Below are 23,374 nucleotides of genomic sequence, written 5' to 3'. Positions count from 1 at the left end.
TTCCTTATCTCTTGGAGCCGATCCGGCTCAGCATATCGACGGCCTGGGCCGTCATTGGTTCCGAAAACATCAGGCGCAACGGGCCATCGAAGAGATCGGCCTTACCCGACAAGGTCAAAATCAGCGAGTCCTTGCCGATGTCCATGGCCTTTACCCCGCCGTACTGACCGCCGGCCTGACCGTTCAGCTCGACATAGTGGTCGGCGCCGAACCAGTCGTCTTCGCCGCCGGCGAGCGGGATCTGCACCAGCCAATAGCCCGAGCCGTCGCTGAACCCCGACCCGACCGTCACATGGCCGGGGTCGGAGCGGTCCAGAACCACCGGCAGGGCCTCGATGGTGGTCACAGTGACTTGGCGAACCCTTCCAGGTCGGCCGGGCTGTTCAGCGGCGTCGCCGTGGCGTCCGGCACGCTGCGCTTGATCATGCCCGACAGCACCTTGCCGGCCCCGGCCTCGGCGAAGCGGGTCACCCCGCCCTCACCGGCCAGCCAGTCCATGGTCTCGCGCCAGCGGACCCGGCCGGTGACCTGCTCGACCAGCTGACGGCGGATGGTCTCCGGGTCATGCACGGGGCGGGCGGTGACGTTGGCGACCAGCGGCGCGCGCGGAGCGATGATGGCGGCGCCGGCCAGGGCGGCGGCCATCTCGTCGGCCGCGGGCTGCATCAGCGGGCAGTGGAAGGGGGCCGAAACGTTCAGACGGATGGCCCGGGCGCCCAGTTCCTCGGCCTTCTCGATGGCCCGCTCGACGGCCGCCTTGGCGCCGGAGATGACCACGTTGCCGGTGTTGTTGTCGTTGGCGACCACGCAGACGCCGACCTCGGCGCCGGCCGCGGCGGCCGCTTCGGCCAGGGCCACGTCGGTCTGCTTGCCGATCAGCGAGGCCATCGAGCCTTCACCAACGGGCACGGCCCGCTGCATGGCCTGGCCGCGCAGCTTCAGCAGCCGGGCGGTGTCCGACAGCGAGATCGAGCCGGCGGCGGCCAGGGCGGCGTATTCGCCCAGGCTGTGGCCGGCCACGAAGGCGGCCCGGTCGATGCCGACGCCGAATTCCTTTTCCAAGGTGCGGGTGACCGCCAGGCTGACCGCCATCAGAGCCGGCTGGGCGTTCTCGGTCAGGGTCAGCTCGTCCTCGGGACCTTCCCACATCAGCTTGGAGAGCTTCTGGTTCAGGGCGTCATCGACCTCCTGAAACACCTCGCGCGCGGCGGCGAAGGCCTCGGCGAGATCAGCGCCCATGCCGACGGCCTGGCTGCCCTGGCCGGGGAAAACGAAGGCGAGAGACATGGGGGGGGGCTCCTTGGCGGGCGCCTGTCAGGCGAAGTGTTTGCGGTTCGCCGCCCGGACAGGCGCCATGAGAATGGGCGGTGAGGGTTAGGCCAATCGCCAAAAAGGGGCAAGCCACCCCCCAAACAGGCCGTGCGCAACGCCCGCGGTCATGGCTAACTCCACGGACATTGGGGAGTTTCCATGCGCCGCCTGATCCTGATCGCCGCCCTCGCTTTGTTGCCTGCCTGCGCCGCCTCGGCCGCGAGCCCGCCGGCCTTGATCGTCGAGGAGGCCCGCGTGGCCATCCGCGAGGCGGTCACCGAGGGCGCGACGCCCGAGGAGATCAAGGAAATCCCGGCCTGGATGCTGAAGGTCCCGCCGAAGATGTTCAGCAAGGTCGACCTCAACGGCGACAAGCTGACCGACTGGCGCGTCAACTACGAAAGCGCGCCCAACCCCTCCTACTTCTGCGGCACCGGCGGCTGCCGCAACATCCTCTACGTTGGCCAGGCCGATGGCACGGTCCGCAAGGTCTTCCAGAACAGCGGCGGCGGCTACAAGCTCACCGGCCCGAAGACCGCCCGCAAACTGGAAGTCAACCTGCACGGCAGCGCCTGCGGCAGCTACGGCGCCGATGAATGCCTGCGCGCCTGGCGCTGGGACAGCGCGACAAGCGCCTATGTCGAGACCCCCAACAGCAAAGGCCTGGCCCTGCTGGCCTCCGGCTCCATTCCCGCCCTCGAACCGGACCTGAAGGATGCGCCCGACGCCGTGAAGGCCGAGGTCGCCGCCCGCGAGGCGGCCTGCAAGGCCTGGGGCGTAGAAGAGTTCGAAGGCATCTCGATCAGCACCATTCCGGATGTCGACGGCGATGGCCGGCGCGACTGGACCGTCGGCTCGGCCTATCCCGACTGCGGCTATGAGAAAGAGAACCCGCCGGCCGGCAAGCTTGCCTTCTTCGTCTCCAACGGCGGCGCGTTCGTAAAAGCCTTCGAGCAACAGGACGCAGGCTGGAACCTCGACATCGCCAAATCTCCGGCGACGATCCAGCTGATCCTCAACGCCGACGACTGCGGCCTCGGCGAGAACAAATGCCCTACCCGCCCCCTCGCCTGGGACCCGGCCAGCAAGACGCTGAAATAGGACCGGAAGCGGGGGTCTGAAGTTTTCACCGGGTGAAATTGTCGCGGCTTTCGGCGCCCTGCCGGTCGCTCAGGCGCCGGCGTAGGCCGGCTCACCACGAAAGGCGCCTACAATCGCAAACCGCATGCCACCCAAAAGCCTACGCCGCGGCCTACAAACGCAGCGTGCCTGCCTACGCCAGTGACTTGTAATGTCTGACGATTTTTCCCATCGCGGTCCTGGCGGTCCCGCCGCCCTGCTATAATCGTAGGCCGCTTCGATAACGCGCCCTTGCCACCCGCCCCCGTGGCGCTAGCTTTCGCTGCCTGCCTGGAGCCACGCCATGAACCGCCGCCTGCTGCTTTCCGCCATCGCCGCTGTCTCTGTCGCCGCGGTTGGGCTGCCCGCCTTCGCGGCGCTCAAGGTCGGGACCAAGGCGCCGGACTTCACCCTGCCCGCCTTCCAGGCCGGCAAGGCCATGACCTACAGCCTGGCCGACGCCCGCAAGAAAGGCCCGGTTGTGGTCTACTTCTTCCCGTCAGCCTTCACCGGCGGCTGCGATCTGGAGGCCCGGCTGTTCGCCGAGGCGGCCGACGACTACGCCAAATCCGGCGCCACGATCATCGGCGTGACCGCCGGCAAGATCGACCGCCTGCAGGAATTTTCGGCCGACAATGCGCGTTGCTCCGGCAAATTCCCGGTCGCCGCCGACCAGGGCGCCAAGGTCGCCAAGCAGTGGGACTCGACCCTGCCGGTCGGCATCTCCAACCGCACCAGCTACGTCATCGCCCCGGACGGCAAGGTGATCTACGTCCACAGCGACATGAACGCCCAGAAGCACGTCGAGCTGACCCTGGCGGCGGTCCGGCAGTGGAAGGCCGGCAAGAAGGGCTAGGACTGAACCTGGCGGGCCATCTCCGGTCCGCCTTCGTCCTCACAGCCCATCTGCTCGCAGTAGCGGGCCATGGCGTCGTCCATGATCCCCGGCAACAGGTCTTTCATGGCCTGGCTGCTGATGCCGCCGACATCGCGTGACTTGGCGACGACCGACTGGCCGAGCGGGCTTTCGTAGAAGGCCACCAGGGCCGCCAGCTCCTCCTCGCTGTAGGCGGAGGCGAGCAGCGGGGTCATCTTCTCGATGTACCGGGGCATGGCCGCGTCGAGCGCCTGCTTGGTCGCGGTCCGCATGGCCTCGGCCTGCTCGGGATCGGCGTCCTCGCCGCCCAGCAGGGCCGGGTCGAGGTTGTCCAGCGCCTTGCCGAGGGTCTCATCGAGCCGCATGGCCTTGAAGTAGCGCTTGGAGAGATCCATCGCCTTGGCGGACGGCGCCGCGGCGGCGGCCCTGGGCGAGGCTGTCGGCGCCAAACCTCCCGGTGTCTGGGCGAACCCGGAGCCGGCCGACAACAGCAGAGCGGCCGACAGGCCGGCGGAAACAGCTAGGCGAAGCACTTCGGAGTCCCCCGATACGCGATACAGCCCAAAGGCTCTCACGGCCGCGACTCGCCGACAATTGGACAGCGAGTCGCGGGGAGGGCGGTCGGCTCAGGAGCTGTGCTTGCGCAGCTTGTCGCGCATCGAAGGCGAGCAGGTCGTCTTCTGGCAATACCGGGTGATCATGTCGTCCATGTAGTCGGGCATGAGCTCGAGCATGGCGGCCATCATCGGCAGGTTGAGATCATTGGTCTTGGCGACCACCGACTTGCCGATATCGCTTTCGTAGAAGGCGACCATCGCTTCCAGCTCGGCCTCGGTGAAGGTCTTGGCCACGATGGGGATCATCGCGTCGACCATCCGCGGCAGAAACGCCTCGGTCGCCTCGCGCGCCGCCGCGGACATGGCCTTGCCATCGTAGCCCTCGGCCTCCTCCTCGAACTCCTCGAACATGTCCATGGTCTCGAACGTGCTCATCATCATCTTTTCGAACTGCATGGCCTCGAAATAGCGCCGGGCCAGCGACAGGGCCCGCTCCGAAGGCTTGGCGGAAGCCGACGCGGCCGGCTCATGCGGCGTTTGCGCGACGCCGGCGACTGGCGACAGCAGAAGGCCGACCGACAGGCCGGCGCAGAGGATCAGACGACGCATTGAACTTGCCCCCCAAGGCAACAACTTGAACAGGTGGAAGGCATCCCACACCCGCCGTCGCCGATCAATCGGCTCGCGGTCAAAAACCCCGGCGGTGCTTGCGTTTGCGGCGCCTTGCCTGTATTAGCGCGCCCTCTCTCGGAAGGCGGTCTTGCGCGGATCCCTTTAGTGGCGGGCGAACTCATCGCTCTCCGACGCGCCAGATCCATCGGAATCGCCGGGCTTGCGCCGTCGTTTTCCGCCGCCTTCCCCATCGCAAGAAGGATAACCATGGCGCTCTACGAGCATGTGGTCATTGCGCGGCAGGACATCAGCCCGCAACAGGCCGAACAAATGAACGAGGACATGAAGGCCCTTATCGAAGGTCAAGGCGGTCACATCGCCAAGATCGAGTACTGGGGCCTCCGCAACCTCACCTTCCGCATCAAGAAGAACCGCAAGGGTCACTACTCCCTGCTGGCCATCGAAGCCCCGGCGCCGGCCGTCAAGGAAATGGAACGTCAGCTGTCTCTCAACGAAGACGTGCTGCGCTACATGACCATCCGCGTCGACGAACTCGACCTGGAACTGAGCCCGGTTCTGGCCCGCCGCGACCGTGACCGCGAACGCCGCGACGACTTCGGCGGCGACCGCCCCGAGCGTGGCGAGCGTCCGGAACGCGCCGAGCGCACCGGTGAGGAGGCTTAAGAATGACTGACGCGACTGAAACCTCGGCTCCGGCCGCCGCCGGCGGCGGCGCCCGCCGCCCGTTCTTCCGCCGCCGCAAGGTGTGCCCGTTCTCCGGCGCCAACGCCCCGAAGATCGACTACAAGGACGTCAAGCTCCTGCAACGCTACATCTCTGAGCGTGGCAAGATCGTTCCGAGCCGCATCACGGCCGTCTCGGCCAAGAAGCAGCGTGAACTGGCCCGCGCCATCAAGCGCGCCCGCTTCCTCGCCCTGCTCCCCTACGTCGTGAAGTAGGAGACAGCACGATGAAAGTCATTCTGCTCGAACGTGTTGAAGGCTGGGGCACCCTCGGCGACGTGGTCAACGTGAAGGACGGGTTTGCCCGTAACTTCCTGCTGCCGCGCTCCAAGGCCCTGCGCGCCACCGCCTCGAACCTGAAGACCTTTGAAGGTCAACGGGCCGAGATCGAAGCCCGCAACGCCAAGACCCGTGAACAGGCTGGGACCGCCGGCGAGAAGCTGGACGGCACCTCCTACATCATGATCCGCCAGGCCGGTGAGTCCGGTCAGCTGTACGGTTCGGTCTCCGGCCGTGACGTCGCTGACATGGTCAACGCCGAAGGCGGCAAGATCGACCGGTCGATGGTCATCCTCGACAAGCCGATCAAGACCCTGGGCGTTCACCCCGTGAAGGTGAAGCTGCATGCTGAAGTGACCATCTCGGTCAACATCAACATCGCCCGCAGCCAGGACGAAGCTGAACGTCAAGCCAAGGGCGAAGACGTCATCGCCAGCCGCTTCGAGGAAGAGGCTCGCGCCGACGCCGAAGCGGCCGCCGACCTGCTCGAAGGCGGCGCCGGCCAGCAAGAGCGCTTTGGCGAAGAAGCCTAAGTCACTCTGCTGACTGACGAAAAAAGGCGGCGCGGAGGGCAACCTCCGCGCCGCTCTTTTTTTGTCCGGCCACGTCGCAAGAAGGACGGTCTCGGACATCCACAGAAGGACCCAAGTTGTCCCCAGCCCATCGCCCGGGTGCGACACCCAGTCATCATCTGTTAGTCTATCGGTAACCCATGGCCATCGTCCCCGCTCTCGACCTGCGACCGGTTCCGACCGAACCGACGGTGCAACACCTGCCCTCGAACATCGAGGCCGAACAGGCGCTGCTCGGGGTCCTGCTGTACGACAACGCCGCCTATGAGCGGCTGAGCGACAAGCTCAGCGGCAGCCACTTCTTCGAACCCTTCCATCAGCGGCTCTTCGTCTCGATGGAGAACCACATCCGCAAGGGTCAGCTGGCCGAGCCGATCCTTCTGGCCGACGAGTTCCGCGCCGACCCTGCCTTCCAGGAACTGGGCGGCCTGCGCTACCTGGCCGACCTCGTCGACCGCGCCCCGCCCGCCGCCAACGCCCCCGACTACGCCCGGGTGGTCTTCGAGCTGGCGACCCGGCGCGAGCTGATCCGCATCGGCGGCGAGATCGCGGCCGAAGCCGCCGTCCCCGACGCCGAACGCAACAGCCGCGACCAGATCGAGGCGGCGGAACAGAAGCTCTACAACCTGGCCGAATCCGGCACCGCCTCGACCGGTTTCGTCCCCTTCGGCGACGCCCTGCGCGGCGCCGTCGAGATGGCCGCCGAGGCCTACAGCCGCGACGGCGGCCTGGCCGGCATCTCCACTGGCCTGATCGACCTCGACCAGAAGATGGGCGGCCTGCACCCCTCCGACCTTCTGATCCTCGCCGGCCGCCCCTCGATGGGGAAGACGGCCCTGGCCACCAACATCGCCTTCAACGTGGCCAAGGCCTACGCCTGGGAACCGCAGCCGGACGGCAGCAAGAAGACCGTCAGCGGCGGCGTCGTCGCCTTCTTCTCCCTCGAAATGAGCGCCGAGCAGCTGGCCCTGCGTCTGCTTTCGGATGCCTCCGGCGTGTCCGGCGACCGCCTCCGCAAGGGCGAGATCGACGCCTCCGAGTTCGGCCGGGTCCGCGATGCGGCCATGGAGATCCAGGAAGCGCCGCTCTACATCGACGCCACCGGCGGCCTGCCCATCGCCAAGCTGGTCGCCCGCTCGCGCCGCCTGAAGCGCTCGGTCGGCCTCGACCTGATCGTCATCGACTACCTGCAGCTGGTCACCGGCGGCGAGGGCAAGAGCGACAACCGCGTCCAGGAAGTTTCGATGATCACCCAGGGCCTCAAGGCCCTGGCCAAGGAACTGTCCGTGCCGGTCATCGCCCTCTCGCAGCTCAGCCGCCAGGTCGAGAACCGCGAGGACAAGCGGCCCCAGCTCTCCGACCTGCGGGAATCGGGCTCGATCGAGCAGGACGCCGACATGGTCATGTTCGTCTACCGCGAGGCCTACTACCTGGGCCGCGCCGAGCCGGACAATACCAAGGACCAGGCCAAGCATCTGGAGTGGCAGGAGCGTCTGGATGAGATCCAGAACGTCGCCGAGGTGATCATCGGCAAGCAGCGCCACGGCCCGATCGGCACGGTCCGGCTGCACTTCGACTCCGACACGACCAAGTTCGGCAACCTGGCCTCGGACGGACGCTTCCAGCGCCGATAAGGCGCCCCTCGTCAGCCAAACCGCTTGACCCATGTTGTCGTGGTGAGCGACATCCTGTCGCACTCTTCGACAGGCGTTCGTTTTGCAGTCACCTCAGTCCCTCGTTCCGGCTCTGCGCAAGGCCATCGGGCCCAGCGTGCGTAGCCGGCTGGTGCTGATGGCCCTGAGCCTGGTCATCCCTGCCGTGGTGCTGATGGTGCTTCTGACCGTCAACGCCTACCGCGAGAGCCAGGCGCGCTACGAACAGCAGCTGATCGCCACGACCCGCGCCCTGGCCGTCGCCACCGACCGGCAGATTTCCCAGAGCCTGGCCACCCTGGAGACCCTGTCCCTGTCGCCCGACCTTGAGGCCGGCGACTTCACGGCCTTCGAGCGTCAGGCGCGCGAGGTCATGAATGGCCGTTCCGAATGGATCGTCCTGGCCGACGAGCAGCGCCAACGGATCAACACCCGCGCCCCGCTCGGCGCGCCCCTGCCCGCCTCAAAGCGCCCGGCCTCGGCCTGGAAGGCCCTGCGCGAGGGCCGCACCACGGTTTCCAACCTGGGCGTCGGTCAAGTCGTCAGCCGGCCGATCATCGCCATCGACATGCCGATCGTGATCGACGGCAAGCTCTACAGCCTGTCCCATATCCAGGAACCCGCCGCCTTCGAGAGCATCTTCCGCTCGCAGAGCCTGCCCAAAAGCTGGACCGGCGGCATCCTTGACCGCGAAGCCCGGCTCGTCGCCCGCTCTCGGGATGGCGAGAGGATGCGCGGCCGCCAGGCCACCCCGGACATGCAGGCGGCCATGACCAGGGCCACTGAGGGCGTAGTGCTGACCCAAACCCTGGACGGCGTGCCCACCCTGTCGGCCTTCAGCCGTTCGCCCAACTACGGCTGGACCTTCATCGTCGGTGTGCCACGCACCGAGGTCTATGCCGTCATCACCCGGTCGGTGATCGGCCTGTCGGCGGCGACGGGGCTGCTGTTCATCCTCGGCCTGCTGCTGGCGCTGGGCTTCTCCGTGCAGATCTCGCGGCAAGTGCGCAGCCTCGCCGCCGACGCCGCCCTGATCGCCGAGAACCGCATTGTAGAGACCCGTCCCGATGACCTGACCGAGACCGCCCAGGTGCGCGAGGCTCTGCATCAAGCCTCCCTGGCCCTGCGTGTCCGCGAAGAGGAACAGGCCGCCGCCGCCGCCCGTCAGGAGGTGATGATCAACGAGCTGAACCACCGGGTGAAGAACACCCTGGCGATGATCCAGTCCCTGGCCCGTCAGAGCTTCAGCGGCTCCGAACCGGCGGCCCTGCACAGCTTCACCGAACGGCTGGTCGCCCTGTCGCGGGCCCATGACCTGTTGACCGAGCGCACCTGGCTCAACGCCGACCTGGCCGAGGTGGTTGAGCGCACCCTCGGCCCCTACGGCGAGCGGGCCCGCTACAGCGGCCCGCCGCTCAGCCTGGCGCCCAACTCGGCGGTCACCATGAGCATGGTCTTGCACGAAATGGCCACCAACGCCCTCAAGTACGGGGCGCTGTCGGCCGAGGGCGGCGTGGTCGAGGTCTTCTGGACCACCGACGGCGACCACAGCCTGACCCTGATCTGGCGCGAGCGCGGCGGGCCGGAAGTCACCGCGCCGGGCCGCGACGGCTTCGGCTCGCGCCTGATCGCCGCCAGTGTTCAGCACGAGTTCGGCGGCCAGGTGCAGATCGAGCACCTGCCCCAGGGCCTGGCCTGCACCATCGTCATCCCGCTGAGCCAGCGGCTGACCGGCTAGTCGGCGTCAGTCTCTTCCGTGCCCATCTGAGGTCCGGCGGGATCCTCCCCCGCCACCGCCCGGGCCACGCTGACCATGAAGGCCTGCCGCGCCTTCAGCGGCTGGCGCGTCGCCCCGACCATTACGGCCACCGCGTAGACCCGGCCGTCCGGGGCGGTGATCAGGCCAACATCGTTGTACCCGGTCGCCAGCGAACCCATCACCTGGCCGGTGCCAGTCTTGTGGGCGATCTTCCAGCCCGGCGGCAGTCCGGCCCGCAGCCGCCCGCCGCCCGTGACGCTGCCGCCCATCACGCTCAACAGGTGCGAGGTCGAGTCCGCCGAGAGCAACCCGCCGCCCTGCAGCCGGCTCAGGGCCTCGACGATGCCCAGCGGCGTCGCCGCATCCGGCGGATCGGCGAGGTAGGCGTCGAGCGCCGCCTTGCGCCGGGCGACGGGCAAGGCCTCCCGCTCTTCCCAGAAGGTGCGATCGAAACTGTACTCCGGCTTCCAGGTCAGGCCGGCCGCCTGCGTCTGCATGACCCGCTCGCCGGGCCCAAAGCGGATGCCGTCGAGATTGCGCCCGACGATGGCCACCTGCACGGCGAACGGCCCGCCCAGCCGCTTGACCAGCGCATCGTTGGCGGCGTTGTCGCTCTGCTGCACCGCGCACTCCATGAGGCTGCGCAGGGAGGCGGTGTAGCCGGCGTCACCGACGAACTTGCGGATCGGCTGATGGAAGATGCTGAGGTCGTCCTTGCGGATGGTGACCTGCTCGTCGAGGCTGAGTTCGCCCCGGTCGGCCGCCGCCAGGATGGCCAATGACACCCACAGCTTGCTGACGCTTTGCTGCGGCATGGGCCGATCACCGTTGACGCTGACCGTCCATCCCGCATCGACCCGCCGCACCGCCACCCCGACATCACCCGGGAACTGCAGCGCCAGCGCCATCAGCCGCCGCTGCAGGATTTCGTCCTCGCGCAGCGCCCGCTCCGGTGGTCGCTTCACATGGCCGGAGAGCTCGAACACCTCACCGCCGGGCATCGGTGTCGCCAGGCCGCCGAGGAGCGCTGCCGCCCCCAACGCCAACCGTCCCGCCCAAGCCTGCAAGCGTCCAACCATGACCTATTCAACCACTCCGGCCTTGCGTCGCGAAGTGGCTTGCCGCCCAAGGCGAATTGGCTATGTTGCGCGGCCCCGGCCCTGCCGGGCGATGCGGCCGTAGTTCAGAGGTAGAACGTCAGCTTCCCAAGCTGAATGTCGGGGGTTCGATTCCCCCCGGCCGCTCCAATTTTCCCGCGACATCACGCCATTCCACCCTTGCCCCCCGCGCCAAAGCGGCGTGTGCTGGCCGCAATCAAGAATGCGGTCTCGGGAGGACTCGTGAAGGGCCCAGCCATTTTCCTTGCGCAGTTCGCTTCGGACGAGCCGCCGTTCAACAGCCTGAAGTCAATCGCCGAATGGGTCGCTTCCCTCGGCTACAAGGGCGTGCAGATTCCGACCTGGGACAGGCGGCTGTTCGACCTGAAGCTGGCCTCCGAGAGCGACGCCTACTGCGACGAGGTCAAAGGCACCCTGGCCGACGCCGGCGTCGAGATTTCCGAACTGTCGACCCACAGCCAGGGCCAGTTGGTCGCCGTCCACCCGGCCTATGACGAGATGTTCGACGGCGGCGTGCCGCGCGAGGTGCGCGGCAACCCCACGGCCCGCCAGGCCTGGGCCGTCGACCAGGTGCTGATGGGGGCCAAGGCCTCGCGGCGCCTCGGCCTCGACGCCCATGTGACCTTCTCCGGCTCGCTGGCCTGGCCCTATTTCTATCCCTACCCGCAACGGCCGGCTGGCCTGATCGAGGAAGCCTTCGACGAGCTGGGCCGGCGCTGGCGGCCGATTCTCGACGCCTTCGAGGATGTCGGGGTCGACCTCTGCTATGAGGTCCATCCAAGCGAGGACCTGTTCGACGGGACGACGGTCGAGATGTTCTGGGACCGCGTGGATCACCATCCCCGCGCCTGCCTGCTCTACGACCCCAGCCACTTCATGCTGCAGCAACTGGACTATCTCGAGTACATCGACCTCTACCACGACCGCATAAAGATGTTTCACGTCAAGGACGCCGAGTTCCGCCCGACGGGCCGCCAGGGCGTCTACAGCGGCTATGCGCCGTGGAAGGAACGGGCCGGTCGCTTCCGCTCGCTGGGTGACGGCCAGATCGACTTCAAGGCCATTTTCTCCAAGTTCGCCACCTACGGCTACAAGGGCTGGGCCGTGCTGGAGTGGGAGTGCGCCCTGAAGGATCCGGGCGATGGGGCCCGCGAGGGCGCGCCCTTCATCCGCGACCACATCATCCAGGCGACCGGCAAAAGCTTCGACGACTTCCTGGCCACCAATGTCGATGCGGCGGCCAACCGCAGGATGCTCGGCCTTGACCGCCAGTAACCTCGTGAAGGGACGCCTGCGGCTCGGCATGGTCGGCGGCGGCGACGGCGCCTTCATTGGCGGCGTGCACCGCATGGCCGCGCGACTGGACGGCCGCTGGGACCTGGTCGCCGGGGCGTTCAGCTCGGACGCGGCGCGGTCGCGGGCCTTCGGCCGCTCGCTGGGACTGGATGAGGCGCGCTCTTACGGCGACTGGGCGGCGATGGCGAAGGCCGAAGCCGCGCGGCCGGACCGCATCGGCGCCGTCGCCATCGTCACACCCAACCACTTGCACCACGGGCCCGCCAAGGCCTTCCTGGAAGCCGGGTTCGCGGTGATCTGCGACAAGCCGTTGACCACCACCCTGGCCGACGCGCTCGATCTCGCCCAAGCGGTCGATACCACCGGCCGGCCCTTCGTCCTGACCCACAACTACAGCGGCTACGCCATGGTTCGTCAGATGCGGGCCATGGTCGCGGCCGGCAAGCTCGGCGCCCTCCGCGTGGTCCAGGCCGAATACGCCCAGGACTGGCTGGCCAGCGACCTGACCGGCAACAAACAGGCCGACTGGCGCGGCGATCCGGCCCGGGCCGGGGCCGGCGGCGCGCTCGGCGACATCGCCACCCATGCCTACCATCTGGCCACCTTCGTCACCGGCGAGACGGCGCAGGCGGTCAGCGCCGAGACCTCGCGGTTCGTGCCCGGCCGGCGGCTCGATGACGACGTGCAGATTCGCTTGCGCTGGGCCGGCGGCGCGCGGGGCCAGTTGTGGGCCAGCCAGGTCGCCATCGGGGTCTCCAACGGCCTGCGCCTGCGGCTCTACGGCGAGAAGGCCGCTCTGGAATGGGCGCAGGAAGAGCCGGACCTGCTGCGCTTCACCCGGCTGGGCGAGGCGCCGCAAATCCTGCGCCGAGGCGGTCCCGGCCTGTCGCCGGCGGCCACGGCGGCGACCCGCATCCCGGCCGGCCATCCGGAGGGCTATCTGGAAGGCTTCGCCCAGATCTACGCCGACGCGGCCGACCTGATCGGCGGCGGCGCGGCGCCGATGCTGCCCGGGGTGAAGGATGGCGTCGATGGCGTCCGCTTCATCGAAGCGGCGGTGGCCAGCGCGGCGGCTGACGGGCGCTGGACCGCCCTGGAGGCAAACTGATGCGGCAGAGCTTTGCCTGGTGGTCCTTCACCATGGGCCGGGAGATCGAACCGGCGGCCTTCCTGGCCCAGGCGGTGGCGGCCGGCGCCCGGGGTGTCGAGATGCTACCCGAGGACCTGTGGCCCGTGGCGCAGGACCTCGGCCTCTCCATCGTCACCCTCACGGGCCACAAGCTGGAGGAGGGTTTCAACGACCCCGCCCGCCACGCCGGGCTTCAGGACCATGTGCGCCGGCAGATCGACGCGGCGGCCAGGGGCGGCTGCGAGCAGGTCATCGTCTTTTCCGGCAATCGCCACGGCGACGGTGATGACGACCGGGCCATTGCCGCCTGTGTCGAGGGCCTGGCGCCCGTCGTCGCCCATGCGGAAAGCGCGGGCGTGCAGCTCCTCATGGAACTGCTCAACAGCAAGGTCGACCATCCCGGTCAGCAGTGCGACCGCACCGCCTTCGGCGCGGCGGTAGCGCGCGGGGTCGGTTCGCCGGCCCTGAAGCTGCTCTACGACGGCTACCACATGCAGCTGATGGAGGGCGATCTCAGCCGGACCATCAAGGCCAACCTCGACATCATCGGCCACGTCCACACCGCCGGCGCCCCGGGCCGCCGCGACCTGGACGACCGGCAGGAGATCAACTGGCGCGGCGTCGCGGGGATGCTGAAACACCAGGGATACGACCGCTGGGTCGGGCACGAGTTCATTCCGCGCGGCGAACCCATCGCCGCGCTCAAGCAGGCGGTAGACCTGTTCAACGAGGCTTAGGGGGAAGTGATGGCGTTCGATGCGATCGTCGTGGGGTCTGGCATCAGCGGCGGCTGGGTCGCCAAGGAGCTGTGCCAGCGCGGCCTCAAGGTGCTGATGCTGGAACGCGGGCCGGAGATCGAGCACGGCGGGCCGGACTACAGCAAGGATATCGCCCTGCGGCTGCACGCCAGCGAGGACCAGGTGTCCGACGAGGACAAGGCGCTGCACTACCCCTATTACGAGGGGGTCTCCTACGCCCTGTTCAACTCCAACCGGAAGTTCTGGGCCAGCGACCACGACCATCCCTACGAGACCGTGCCCGGCAAGCCCTACCGCTGGATCCGCGGCTACCACCTGGGCGGCCGGTCGCTGACCTGGGCCCGGCAGTCCTACCGCTGGGCGCCGCAGGACTTCGAGAGCAACCTCCAGGACGGCCACGGGACGGACTGGCCGATCCGCTATGAGGACCTCGAGCCCTGGTACGACCACGTCGAGGCCTTCGCCGGGGTCAGCGGCAACTACGATGAAATCCCCCAGCTGCCGGACGGCGACTTCCTGCCGCCCTTCCCGTTCAACTGCGTCGAGGAAACGGTCCGCGACCGGATCGAGGACGCCTTCCCCACCCGCCGGATGATCATGGGCCGCACGGCCAACCTCAGCCGGGTCGCCAAGGCGCAGATGGATGTCGGCCGCAAGAAGTGCGAGCAGCACGTCAAGTGCCACCACGGCTGCCAGATCGGCAGCTACTTCTCCTCTCTGGCCGCCACCCTGCCCGCCGCCCGGGCGACCGGCAATCTGACCATCCTCACCGACGCCATCGTCGAAAGCGTGACCTATGACCCGGCCACCAAACGCGCCACCGGCGTGCGGGCGGTCAATCGCCTGACCAAGGAGGGTGTGACCTATGAGGCGCGGACGGTCTTCCTCAACGCCTCGGCCATCAACACCGCCGCCCTGCTGCTGAACTCGCGGTCGGACGCCTTCCCGCGCGGCCTGGCCAACGGCAGCGACCAGGTCGGGCGCAACCTGATGGACCACGTCAGCTGCAAGCAGATCGTCGGAACCTTCCCCGGCTTTGACGACCAGCCCTGGCAGAACGACCGGCCGACCGGCATTTACGTTCCGCGCTACGGCAACATCACCGAGGAGGAGAAGCCCTACCTGCGCGGCTTCGGTATCCAGGGCGGGGCCCGCAAGGTCCGCCGCGAGGGCGGCGAGCTCGACGCCTCCGGCCGGCCGAAGAAGGTCTGGGTCATGCACCTGGGACCGTTCGGCGAAATCCTGCCCAACCCCGACAACCGGGTCACCCTGACGACCTCGCGGGTCGACAACTGGGGCATCCCCCTGCCGGTCATCGACTGCGAGCACGGGTCCAACGAGTACGCCATGATGATGGACGCGGCGCGGGACTCCCACGCCATGCTGGCCGCCGCCGGCTGTACCGACATCACCCCCTGGGAAGAGGCCGGCGCCTATCTGACCCCGCCCGGCGACCGCATCCACGAGATGGGCACCGCCCGCATGGGCCGCGACCCGGCCACCTCGGTGTTCAACGGCTGGGGCCAGGCGCACGAGGTCGTGGGCCTGTTCTGCTCGGACGGGGCGGTGATGGCCTCCAGCGCCTCGATGAACCCCTCGCTCACCTACATGGCGCTGTCGGCCCGCACGGCCAACCACGCCGCCGACCTGCTCGAACAAGGAGCCCTCTGATGAAGCCCTTCGGCCTGCAGCTCTACACCCTGCGCAAACCCTTCGCCGAAGACCCGATCGGCACGCTCGAACGCATCAAGGCCACCGGCTACGACGAGGTCGAGTTCGCCGCCTCGCTCGATCTCGACTTCGCTCCCTTCGCCGCGAAGATGCAGGAGTTCGCCCTCGACTGCCCGTCCGTCCATATCGGCCTCGCCGACATGACCAGCCGCCCCGAGCGCGTGCTGGAGGTCGCCAGGACCCTGGGCAGCCGCTTCATCGTCATGCCCTTCGTCGATCCGAACACCGCCGACTGGCCCGCCGTCGTCGGCCAGCTCGAGACCTTCGCGAAGCAAGCGGCCGGCGGGGGCTTCACCACCTGCTACCACCATCACCACTTCGAGTTCGACGCCTCCAAGGGAACCCGCCCCTTCGACATCCTGCTCACCGCCGACCCGTCGCTCGTCTTCTTCGAGCTCGACGTCTACTGGCTGAAGACCGGCGGCGAAGACCCGGTGGCGATGATCGAAAAGCTGGCCGGCCGGGTGAAACTGCTCCACCTCAAGGACGCCCTGCCCGACGGCCCGATGACCGACCTCGGCCTCGGCAACCTCGACTTCCCCGCCATCATCGCCGCCGGCCGCGCCGCCGGCGTGGCGCACATGTTCGTCGAAAACGACATCCCGCCCAAACCCTATTGGCCAAGCGTCGAGACCAGCGCCGCCTACCTCAAGACCCTCGTCTAGATCAGTCGCGCACGAACACCGACTTCATGGCCGGGCGGCGCAGGATTCGGTCGGCGTCATCGAAGGCGACGATGTCGGTGATGGCCCCGGCCGGATCGATGCGGCCATCCAGCACGAAGGCCAGGGCAGCGGCGATGTTGGGGTGACCTCTGCCCCGGCCGGTGTGGAAGTGGATGCCCTTGGCGTACATCTCGCGCATTGGGAATGCGACGTCGGCCCAATGGGTGCCGACCGATGACGATTGGCCCTCCGGTTCGGTCGACGAGATGGCGCAGCGCAGGCCTGCGTCCGTTCCGCTGGCGTCTACGGTGATCGGATACATCCCCGGCATGCGCCGCGGCGCCGGCCCCTCGACGATGGTGGCGCCATAGGCCTGCGCCCGCTCCAGCCGCTCGCGATCGGTGTCGACATAGGTAACCCGGCCGCCCGCGGCGACGCCGAAGGCGGCCGCATAGAGCCCAACCGAGCCGACGCCGCCCATCACCAGAACCTCGGCGCCGGGCTGCTCTTCCAGGAAGGGCACGGTCAGCTCCCAGCCGAACGGCAGGTTGTCGCTGGCCGCCGCGCAGACGGCGGGATCAAGGCTAGCCGGCAGGGGAACCAGCATCTGCGCCGCGTGGGGCACGCGCACGAAGTCGGAGAAGAAGCTGCCGAAATCCCCCGACAGGTCCATGCCGTACATGGCCCCGGCTGGGAAGGTCTCGCATGTGTTGGGCAGACGCCGCCGACACCGCGGGCAGGCGCCGCAGGAGACATGCCAGGGCACGACGACCCGCTGACCAATGCTCAGTCCGGCCGTGTCGTCGCCCAGCTCGACGACCTCGGCGATGCATTCGTGTCCGAGCGCCATCGGCGCCTGGAACGGCGTGGTCCCGCGCAGGATCATAACATCGAGGTCGCAGGTCGTGGCCGCGATGGGCCGCACGATCGCGTCGTGAGCCGCCGTCAGCCTTGGCCGGGGGGCAGGCCGCCACTCAACCTCGCCCGGGCCCAACCACCATAGGCGGCGCATGGTTTCCTCTCGCATCGTCCCGGCCTCAGGCAGCCGCCGCGGGCGCGGCGGCGTTGATCAGGCGGGCCAGATGGCCGCCGCGGGCGCGCAGGAACAGCTCCAGTCGGCGCGGGTAGTCGCCGTCGACGGCCTGGGCGATGCTGGCCCGCCTGGCCAGCGCCGCCCGCCAGGCCCGCACCCTCGGCTTGCCGCCGAACACGCCCAGAGACACGAACCGTTCCAGAGTGTCGAAGTAGCGGAACACCGGCCCGAAGGCGGCGTCCACGATGCTGAATCGGTCGCCGGCGAACCATGGGCCTTTTTCCGTCAGCGTTTCTTCGAGCCGCTCGAAGCGGTCGGCCAGCAGTTGCACCTTCTCTTCGAAGGCCGCCTCGTCCGGGGCATTGTAGAGGCCGCCGATGACATCGAGGATGGTGGAGGCATAGGCGATCCATGCGCGGTGTTCGGCCCGCTCGAAAGCCCCTTCCGGGTGCAGACGCGGCGCGTAGACCTCGTCGAGGTAGTCACAGATGGCCGCGGACTCGAACAGCACGCCACCGTCGCCGGTGCGGAGCAGCGGCACCTTGCCCAAGGGCGAGATGGCGATGAACCACTCTGGCTTGGCCGACAGATCGATGGTGGTGCGGCGGAAGGGGACGCCCTTCTCGGCCAGGGTTATGGCCGCTCGCTGGACATAGGGGCAGAGGTGGTGACTGACGAGTTCAAGGTCGCTCATGACGGGTCTCCGTTGTCTTGGCGGGACCCTAGCTCTGGTGTACTCGCAAGCGTAATTGTGTTTTCGCCAACTGTGCTTGCATGGATGCAAACCGATGGACGACTGGAACGACCTGCGCTTGATCCTCGCCATTGTCCGCAGCGGCTCGCTGACCGCAGCGGCGAAGGCGCTGTCGGTCGCCCACTCCACCGCCTTTCGCCGCCTGGCGGCGCTGGAGCGCCGGCTTGGGGTGCGACTGTTCGAGCGCTTGCCGGCCGGCGTCTACGCCGCGACCCCGGCCGGTGAACGGATGGCCGACGCCGCCGAGCGGGTTGAGACAGAAACCGCCGCGCTCGATCGGGACCTGCTGGGGGCCGACCTGCGCCTGAGCGGCCGGCTGCGGGTCACCTGCTCCGAAACGCTGGCCTACAAACTCCTTACCCCCTTCATCGCCGGGTTCCGGCGCGAGCACCCGGCCATCTCACTGGACCTGATCATCGACAACCGGGTGCTCAGCCTGTCGCGCCGGGAAGCCGATGTGGCGCTGCGGGTCTCGCGCCCCCGCGAGGGCGACCTGCACGGCCGCAAGCTCTGCGACATCGGCTGGGCCGTCTACGGCTGCCGCGACCGCCCGCTCCTGACGCCGGAGGCTCTTCCGGACCAGGCCTTCGTCGGCTGGGAAGAGACCGTCACCGGCGTCAACACCGCCGACTGGATGGCCGAGCGCCTGCCCGAGGCGGCGATCGTCTATCGCACCAACAGCGTCATCAACCAGATGGTCGCCGCCCGCGAGGGGGTCGGGTTGGCCGTGCTGCCGTGCTACCTGGGCGATGACGAACCGGCCCTGGCCCGTGTCGTTCCTGGCCTCCTTCGGGAACTGGGCCGCGAGCTGTGGATCGTCACCCACGCCGACCTGCGCCGCACCGCGCGCGTGCGGGCCTTCATCGACCACATCGCGGCCCAGGTCGGCGCCGTGCGGTCGCGGATCACGGGCGAGGCGGCCTGACGCCGTTGACGCCCGGCCTCCCCTCCCGCACCATGGCTCAAACAAACGTTCGGGAGACGCATCATGGCCGACGGTGAACACGGGCAAGCCAAGTTCCACGCGATGGTCGACGGCACCCAGGAAGACTGGCTGGCCATTGCCCAGGCCTCGGCAGAGTTCGGGCGCGGCCTGCCCGACCGCCTGATCGCCCACCTCAAGCTGCTGGAAGGCGACTGCGGCGGCTTCGCCGTCGACCGGCTGGAGCACAGCCTGCAGACCGCCACCCGCGCCCATCAGGCCGGCATGGACGAGGAATACGTCGTCTGCGCCCTCCTCCACGACATCGGCGACACCCTGGGCCCGCGCAACCACGCCGACGTCGCCGCCGCCATCGTCCAGCCGTTCGTCTCGGAGCGGAACCACTGGATGGTCGCCAACCACGCTATCTTCCAGGGTTACTACTTCTTCCACCACCTGGGCCTGGACCGGAACATGCGGGACCAGTACCGCGGCCATCCGGATTTCGAGTATACCGCCCAGTTCTGCCACCTGTTCGACCAGGAGGCCTTCGACCCCAATTTCAAGTCGATGCCGCTCGACGCTTTCGTGCCCATGCTCCAGCGCGTGATGATGACGCCCAAGCGCTCGATCTACCTGCGCGAAAAGGTGGCCTGATTTCAGCTACCCATGTTAGGCATAGCCCGAGGGACCTGTCGGGAAGCCTAGAGTCGTGTTCGATAGCGTAGAGACCGCCCCCACCATGCTGGACCGCTTCGCCACCGGCGACGTCAGCATGGCGACCATCGACAGCTGGCAGCTGCTGCACACCACCGCCGACCGCGACCCCGAGGCTTTGGCCGAGGCGCTGCAGATGGCCGCCGTCATCAACGCCTCCGCCTTCACCAGCCTGGCGCCCCGCGCGGGCTTCGGCATGGCCGTGGTCGGGCTGGACCACCGCTGCCACTACGCCGACAGCCGCTTCCGCGAGTGGTTCGGCAACCCTGGTGACAGCCCGGCCCTGCGCCGGCTGGCCCATCAGGCGGCGCGTCAGGGGCAAGCTTCCGGTCTGGTCGATGACCTGGAGGGCGCGGCCATGGCCGCCTGCGCCGCCGGGTCCGACGCGCTGCAGAACTGGCCGGTGCCGGACGAGGTGCGCGAGATCGCCCGGGCCGGCGCAAGACGCATTGTCCTGATGTGCTTCGCCCCCTCGCGGGACAAGTCCCTGGCCCTCGAGGCGGCGGCCATGCTGGGCCTGACGCCCCTGGAGTCGCGGCTGGCCGAGGCCATGCTGGACGCGCCGACCGTGCAGGTGGCCGCCGAACGGATCGGGGTCGGCTATGAGACGGCCCGCGAGGCGCTGGGCAAGATCAAGAAGCGGCTGGGGGTCAAGCGGACCAGCGACATCGTCCGTCGGCTGATGACCCTGATGTGCGGCGACATCTTCCTGGAGCCGGACCTCAAACCCCTGATGGCCAAGGTGCTGGGCGCCACCCCGGCCGAGGCCCGGGTCGGGGCCCTGACCGCCGAAGGGCTGAGCGCCCCGGAGATCGCCCGCACCCTGGGAGTGCAGGAGGCGACCATCCGCGGCCAGCTGAAGGCCCTCTACGCCAAGGCCGGGGTCGGCCGGGCGCGGGACCTGGTGCGCATCGTCACCGAGGCCGGCGCCCTGGTGACCATGACCCACGGGGCCGAGACGGCGCTGCAGCCCGAGAGCCTGTCGGGCAAGCTGCGGGTCATCCAGACGCGGGACGAGCGCCAGGTCGCCTTCTGGGACTATGGCCCGCGCGGCTACCGGCCGATCCTGATCCTGCACGGATCGATCACCGGCCGCACCCTGCCCCCGGCCTTTGTCTCCCTGATGCACGCCCGGGGCTGGCGTCCGATCGTGCCCCAGCGGCCAGGGTTCGGACTGACCGAGCCCGACCGAGGCGATTACCTGACCACCTGCGCCGACGACATGGCCGACATCCTGGGCGCCCTGCGGCTGAGCCAGGTGCGGATCGCGGCGCGCGACGACGGGGCGGCCGCCGCCCTGGCCTTCGCCAGCCGCTATCCGGAGCGGGTGACGGACGGGGTGCTGCTGCGCCCCAACGCCTCCGGTACGCGCCGGGTGCGGGCCGAGAATACGGTGACCGGGGCGGTGAAGAAGCTGTTCTACACCCAGCCGGACCTGATCGCCCTGATCGCCGAGCTGATGCGCCGCCAGAACAGCACCAACCTGCTACGCGAGACGGTGCTGCGCTCGGCCCAGCACATCGAGGCCGACCGGCTGATCGTCGAGGAACCCACGGTGCTGACCAGCCTGATCCGCGATTGCCAGGCGATGTCGGCCCGCACCATCCGCGGCTTCGCCGTCGAACAGGCCCTGTTCGCCCGGGGCTGGACGCCGCCACCGGTGGTCGGCGGCGCCAGCTGGCGGGTCATCGAGTTTCCCGAGATGCCGATGCCGGGCCTGCAAGCGGTCTACGGCCACCTGCCCGGCGTCAGCTTCGGGGAGCTGCCCGGACCCGGACTGTTCCCCTACTACTCGCACCCCGAACAGCTGGCCGCGCTTCTGACCGCCTAGACCCTTTCAGGTTTTGATGTACGCATCAAAACCTGATCAAAAGGGTCTAGAATCAAACATTTAGAGCATGTCCGGGCGGGCGAACCGCATACACTTCGCCCTGACATGCTCTAGTAGCGGGTGGCCTTGATGCCTTGCTTGGCCAGGAAGCTCTGCACGCTGTCGTTGCCGATCAGGTGAGCCGAGCCGACCGAGACGAAGCTGACGCCGCTGCCCTTCAGCCGTTCGGCCAGGGTCTTGGCCCAGGCGGCGTTCCGGTCAACCAGCAGGACCTTGTAGAGGTCGGGGTACTCGCTCTTCATGTCGGACACGAGGTCGGCTTCCAGGGCGGCGATATCACCGACCGCCCAGTGCTTGACCAGGCCGTCGAGCATGTCGGCGCTCTCGTCCAACTCGTCGATGCTGCTCATCAGGAACTCAACCTGCACCTCGGGCGGCTGGCTGTCGAAGAAGCGCAGCTGCTGCTCGGCGGTCTCGAAGGCGCGGAGAGGCTTCTTGGCCGTCTCGCCCTCCTTCTTGACGATGCTGTCGACGCCGGCGTTGGGGTCGAAGCCGGACTTCATCATGGTCAGGACCGACAGGGTCAGGCCGGCCATCCAGGGCTTCATGTTGTCCAGGGCAGCGACCGGGAAGCCGGCCTTGTCGGCGGCGGCTTTCACGCGGGCGTACTGCTCGGGCGTCAGCTTCTTGGACAGCGGATTGGCCTGATCCATGCCGATGGTCATGACCAGCGACTGCATGTTGCCCGCATCGTCGCCGTCGGTGATCTCGAACCACAGCTCATCGGCCGAGGCCAGCGCGGCCTCGAACTTCGGCGTCCGCCATTTGGTTTCCGGCCGCAGCAGGTGGACCGTCCCGAACAGGTAGATGGTCGAGTCGTGGTCGCGGATGACCCACATGGCGGGGCCTTGCGGCTCCGGCGCGATGGCGACAGGCGGCTTGGCGGGGGTGCTGGAACAGGCCACACCCAGCAGGGCGATGGCGCTGACCGCCAGGACCTTGGCGGTCCGCAGGGACTTGAACATGAAGCGATCCACTCTTTTCGAGGCTGAGGTTATTTAAGGAAGGTCTCGACTTCGCGGAGGAACGCCTCCGGCTGGTCGATCATGATGAAGTGCAGGGAATTGTCGATCTCGATGATCTTCACCCCCTTCAAGGCGGCATAGTTATCCTTGTAGACGCCGCCGATGATGTTGCCGACGAACCCCATGCTGGCGTCCTTGGCGTAGACCACGGTGACCGGGGTGGTGATGGCGGCCAGTTCGCCGCGCAGGTCGGTGGTCATGACCTCATAGGTCACCTGGCCGACCACCTGGCGGTCGCTGGCCATCGACCAGGCGATGGAGTCCCTCCGCCCCTGCTCGTCCTTGACCAACGAGGCCATGGTGCGGGTCTGAACCTTCAGAAGGTCCTCGTCGCTCATGGTCGCGAAGTTGGCGCGGGTCCGGGCGGCGACAGGCTCGGCCGCGACGGCGTCCTTGGCCTGGATCAGGATGCTGAAAAAGGGAAAGGCGTCGACCACCATCAGCCGGCCGAGGCTCTCGGGATGGCGCCGCGACAGGGCGAGCCCGGTGAATCCGCCCATCGAGTGACCGATGACGGCCGGACGATCCAGCCTGTTGTCGGCGATATAGGCGGCCAGTTCCTCGACCAGGCCATCGATGATCGGCCCTTGGGCATTGGCTCCGGCCGGACTACCGGCGAAGCCGTTCACCTGGACGACGTGCAGCCGGTAGCGGCCTTCGAGGGCCCTGGCGGTCGGTTCCCAGACGGCCCGGCTGGAGGCGAGGCCCGGGATCAGGATGACGTCCGGCCCCTTGCCGCGCACCTCGACGGTGAAGCGGGTCGGCGCCGCGGCGTGCGCCAGAGTCCCGGCAAGTCCGGGGGCCAGAAAGGCCAGGATGACGGCGAGCAGGCGCATGGTCTTGGGCAGCATGGC

Annotated in this window: 24 protein-coding genes and 1 tRNA gene; 16 read left to right on the top strand and 9 right to left on the bottom strand. The window is 68.1% G+C overall.

Translation table 11 applies throughout. The features are described from left to right. Positions 1-4: 4 nt before the first annotated feature. Both AC2YG9_RS15725 and fabD read right to left on the bottom strand, forming a co-directional pair. A complete protein-coding gene (locus tag AC2YG9_RS15725) occupies positions 5-346 on the bottom strand; it encodes a hypothetical protein (protein ID WP_487298926.1) in 342 nt (113 codons plus the stop codon). After that, a complete protein-coding gene (fabD, locus tag AC2YG9_RS15720; protein ID WP_487298925.1) occupies positions 343-1,287 on the bottom strand; it encodes an ACP S-malonyltransferase in 945 nt (314 codons plus the stop codon). The genes AC2YG9_RS15725 and fabD overlap by 4 nt, the downstream gene beginning before the upstream one ends. 183 nt (positions 1,288-1,470) lie before the next feature. On the opposite strand from fabD, the gene AC2YG9_RS15715 reads away from it, so the two are divergent. Beyond that, entirely contained in the window at positions 1,471-2,412 is a 942-nt protein-coding gene (locus AC2YG9_RS15715) for a hypothetical protein (RefSeq protein ID WP_487298924.1), read from the top strand. Between the two features lie 322 nt (positions 2,413-2,734). Continuing rightward, complete coding sequence (locus AC2YG9_RS15710; RefSeq protein ID WP_487298923.1) at positions 2,735-3,286, top strand: peroxiredoxin; 552 nt, start codon at positions 2,735-2,737, stop codon at positions 3,284-3,286. Here AC2YG9_RS15710 and AC2YG9_RS15705 read toward each other — a convergent pair. Both AC2YG9_RS15705 and AC2YG9_RS15700 read right to left on the bottom strand, forming a co-directional pair. Further along, on the bottom strand, positions 3,283-3,840 hold the full coding sequence (locus AC2YG9_RS15705; protein WP_487298922.1) for a DUF2059 domain-containing protein: 558 nt from the start codon (positions 3,838-3,840) through the stop codon (positions 3,283-3,285). The two genes, AC2YG9_RS15710 and AC2YG9_RS15705, sit on opposite strands and share 4 nt — an antisense overlap. 93 nt (positions 3,841-3,933) lie before the next feature. Beyond that, positions 3,934-4,473, bottom strand: a complete 540-nt coding sequence (locus tag AC2YG9_RS15700) for a DUF2059 domain-containing protein (protein WP_487298921.1) — start codon at positions 4,471-4,473, stop codon at positions 3,934-3,936. A 270-nt stretch (positions 4,474-4,743) separates the two neighbouring features. On the opposite strand from AC2YG9_RS15700, the gene rpsF reads away from it, so the two are divergent. The 5 genes from rpsF to AC2YG9_RS15675 all read left to right on the top strand — a co-directional run bounded on the left by rpsF (position 4,744) and on the right by AC2YG9_RS15675 (position 9,460). Beyond that, positions 4,744-5,160, top strand: coding sequence for a 30S ribosomal protein S6 (rpsF, locus tag AC2YG9_RS15695; protein WP_487298920.1), 417 nt, complete (start codon positions 4,744-4,746; stop codon positions 5,158-5,160). 2 nt (positions 5,161-5,162) lie between these two features. After that, positions 5,163-5,435: a 30S ribosomal protein S18 gene (gene rpsR, locus AC2YG9_RS15690; RefSeq protein WP_487298919.1), complete on the top strand. Its 273-nt coding sequence runs from the start codon at positions 5,163-5,165 to the stop codon at positions 5,433-5,435. An 11-nt stretch (positions 5,436-5,446) separates the two neighbouring features. Continuing rightward, a complete protein-coding gene (rplI, locus tag AC2YG9_RS15685; protein ID WP_487298918.1) occupies positions 5,447-6,031 on the top strand; it encodes a 50S ribosomal protein L9 in 585 nt (194 codons plus the stop codon). Positions 6,032-6,210: 179 nt separating this feature from the next. Beyond that, complete coding sequence (locus tag AC2YG9_RS15680; RefSeq protein ID WP_487298917.1) at positions 6,211-7,704, top strand: replicative DNA helicase; 1,494 nt, start codon at positions 6,211-6,213, stop codon at positions 7,702-7,704. Between the two features lie 136 nt (positions 7,705-7,840). Then, positions 7,841-9,460: a sensor histidine kinase gene (locus AC2YG9_RS15675; RefSeq protein WP_487298916.1), complete on the top strand. Its 1,620-nt coding sequence runs from the start codon at positions 7,841-7,843 to the stop codon at positions 9,458-9,460. Here the strand turns inward: AC2YG9_RS15675 and AC2YG9_RS15670 are convergent. After that, positions 9,457-10,560, bottom strand: a complete 1,104-nt coding sequence (locus AC2YG9_RS15670) for a serine hydrolase (RefSeq protein WP_487298915.1) — start codon at positions 10,558-10,560, stop codon at positions 9,457-9,459. The genes AC2YG9_RS15675 and AC2YG9_RS15670 overlap by 4 nt on opposite strands. A 93-nt stretch (positions 10,561-10,653) precedes the next feature. Here AC2YG9_RS15670 and AC2YG9_RS15665 point away from each other — a divergent pair. The 6 genes from AC2YG9_RS15665 (at position 10,654) to AC2YG9_RS15640 (ending at position 16,178) form a co-directional block, all read left to right on the top strand. Next, positions 10,654-10,728 (top strand) — tRNA-Gly (locus tag AC2YG9_RS15665). A gap of 93 nt (positions 10,729-10,821) precedes the next feature. Continuing rightward, on the top strand, positions 10,822-11,874 hold the full coding sequence (locus AC2YG9_RS15660) for a sugar phosphate isomerase/epimerase family protein (RefSeq protein ID WP_487298914.1): 1,053 nt from the start codon (positions 10,822-10,824) through the stop codon (positions 11,872-11,874). Continuing rightward, entirely contained in the window at positions 11,861-13,003 is a 1,143-nt protein-coding gene (locus AC2YG9_RS15655; RefSeq protein ID WP_487298913.1) for a Gfo/Idh/MocA family protein, read from the top strand. Before AC2YG9_RS15660 ends, AC2YG9_RS15655 begins: the two co-directional genes overlap by 14 nt. Continuing rightward, on the top strand, positions 13,003-13,761 hold the full coding sequence (locus AC2YG9_RS15650) for a hydroxypyruvate isomerase family protein (protein WP_487298912.1): 759 nt from the start codon (positions 13,003-13,005) through the stop codon (positions 13,759-13,761). The genes AC2YG9_RS15655 and AC2YG9_RS15650 overlap by 1 nt, the downstream gene beginning before the upstream one ends. 9 nt (positions 13,762-13,770) lie before the next feature. Beyond that, positions 13,771-15,453 carry a GMC oxidoreductase gene (locus AC2YG9_RS15645; protein WP_487298911.1) on the top strand — a complete coding sequence of 561 codons (1,683 nt, stop codon included), beginning with the start codon at positions 13,771-13,773 and terminating at the stop codon, positions 15,451-15,453. Further along, the gene (locus AC2YG9_RS15640) at positions 15,453-16,178 is read left to right on the top strand and encodes a sugar phosphate isomerase/epimerase family protein (RefSeq protein WP_487298910.1); all 726 of its coding nucleotides are present in this window, start codon (positions 15,453-15,455) and stop codon (positions 16,176-16,178) included. The genes AC2YG9_RS15645 and AC2YG9_RS15640 overlap by 1 nt, the downstream gene beginning before the upstream one ends. 1 nt (position 16,179) lies before the next feature. Here AC2YG9_RS15640 and AC2YG9_RS15635 read toward each other — a convergent pair whose 3' ends face one another. Then, positions 16,180-17,190: a zinc-dependent alcohol dehydrogenase gene (locus AC2YG9_RS15635; protein WP_487298909.1), complete on the bottom strand. Its 1,011-nt coding sequence runs from the start codon at positions 17,188-17,190 to the stop codon at positions 16,180-16,182. A 25-nt stretch (positions 17,191-17,215) separates the two neighbouring features. Next, on the bottom strand, positions 17,216-17,905 hold the full coding sequence (locus AC2YG9_RS15630; RefSeq protein ID WP_487298908.1) for a glutathione S-transferase family protein: 690 nt from the start codon (positions 17,903-17,905) through the stop codon (positions 17,216-17,218). Positions 17,906-17,999: 94 nt separating this feature from the next. On the opposite strand from AC2YG9_RS15630, the gene AC2YG9_RS15625 reads away from it, so the two are divergent. The 3 genes from AC2YG9_RS15625 (at position 18,000) to AC2YG9_RS15615 (ending at position 21,435) form a co-directional block, all read left to right on the top strand. Continuing rightward, a complete protein-coding gene (locus AC2YG9_RS15625) occupies positions 18,000-18,890 on the top strand; it encodes a LysR family transcriptional regulator (RefSeq protein WP_487298907.1) in 891 nt (296 codons plus the stop codon). A 63-nt stretch (positions 18,891-18,953) separates the two neighbouring features. Continuing rightward, the gene (locus AC2YG9_RS15620) at positions 18,954-19,544 is read left to right on the top strand and encodes an HD domain-containing protein (protein ID WP_487298906.1); all 591 of its coding nucleotides are present in this window, start codon (positions 18,954-18,956) and stop codon (positions 19,542-19,544) included. 55 nt (positions 19,545-19,599) lie between these two features. Beyond that, positions 19,600-21,435, top strand: coding sequence for a bifunctional helix-turn-helix transcriptional regulator/alpha/beta hydrolase (locus AC2YG9_RS15615; protein ID WP_487298905.1), 1,836 nt, complete (start codon positions 19,600-19,602; stop codon positions 21,433-21,435). A 110-nt stretch (positions 21,436-21,545) separates the two neighbouring features. On the opposite strand, the gene AC2YG9_RS15610 is transcribed toward AC2YG9_RS15615, so the two are convergent. Continuing rightward, positions 21,546-22,460: a TraB/GumN family protein gene (locus AC2YG9_RS15610; RefSeq protein WP_487298904.1), complete on the bottom strand. Its 915-nt coding sequence runs from the start codon at positions 22,458-22,460 to the stop codon at positions 21,546-21,548. A 29-nt stretch (positions 22,461-22,489) separates the two neighbouring features. Next, positions 22,490-23,371: an alpha/beta fold hydrolase gene (locus AC2YG9_RS15605; protein WP_487298903.1), complete on the bottom strand. Its 882-nt coding sequence runs from the start codon at positions 23,369-23,371 to the stop codon at positions 22,490-22,492. Positions 23,372-23,374 lie beyond the last annotated feature (3 nt).

The organism is Caulobacter sp. SRI_014 (genome assembly GCF_057586315.1).
Note: the sequence above shows the minus strand (reverse complement) of the source record. Positions and strands in the feature narration are given on the sequence as shown.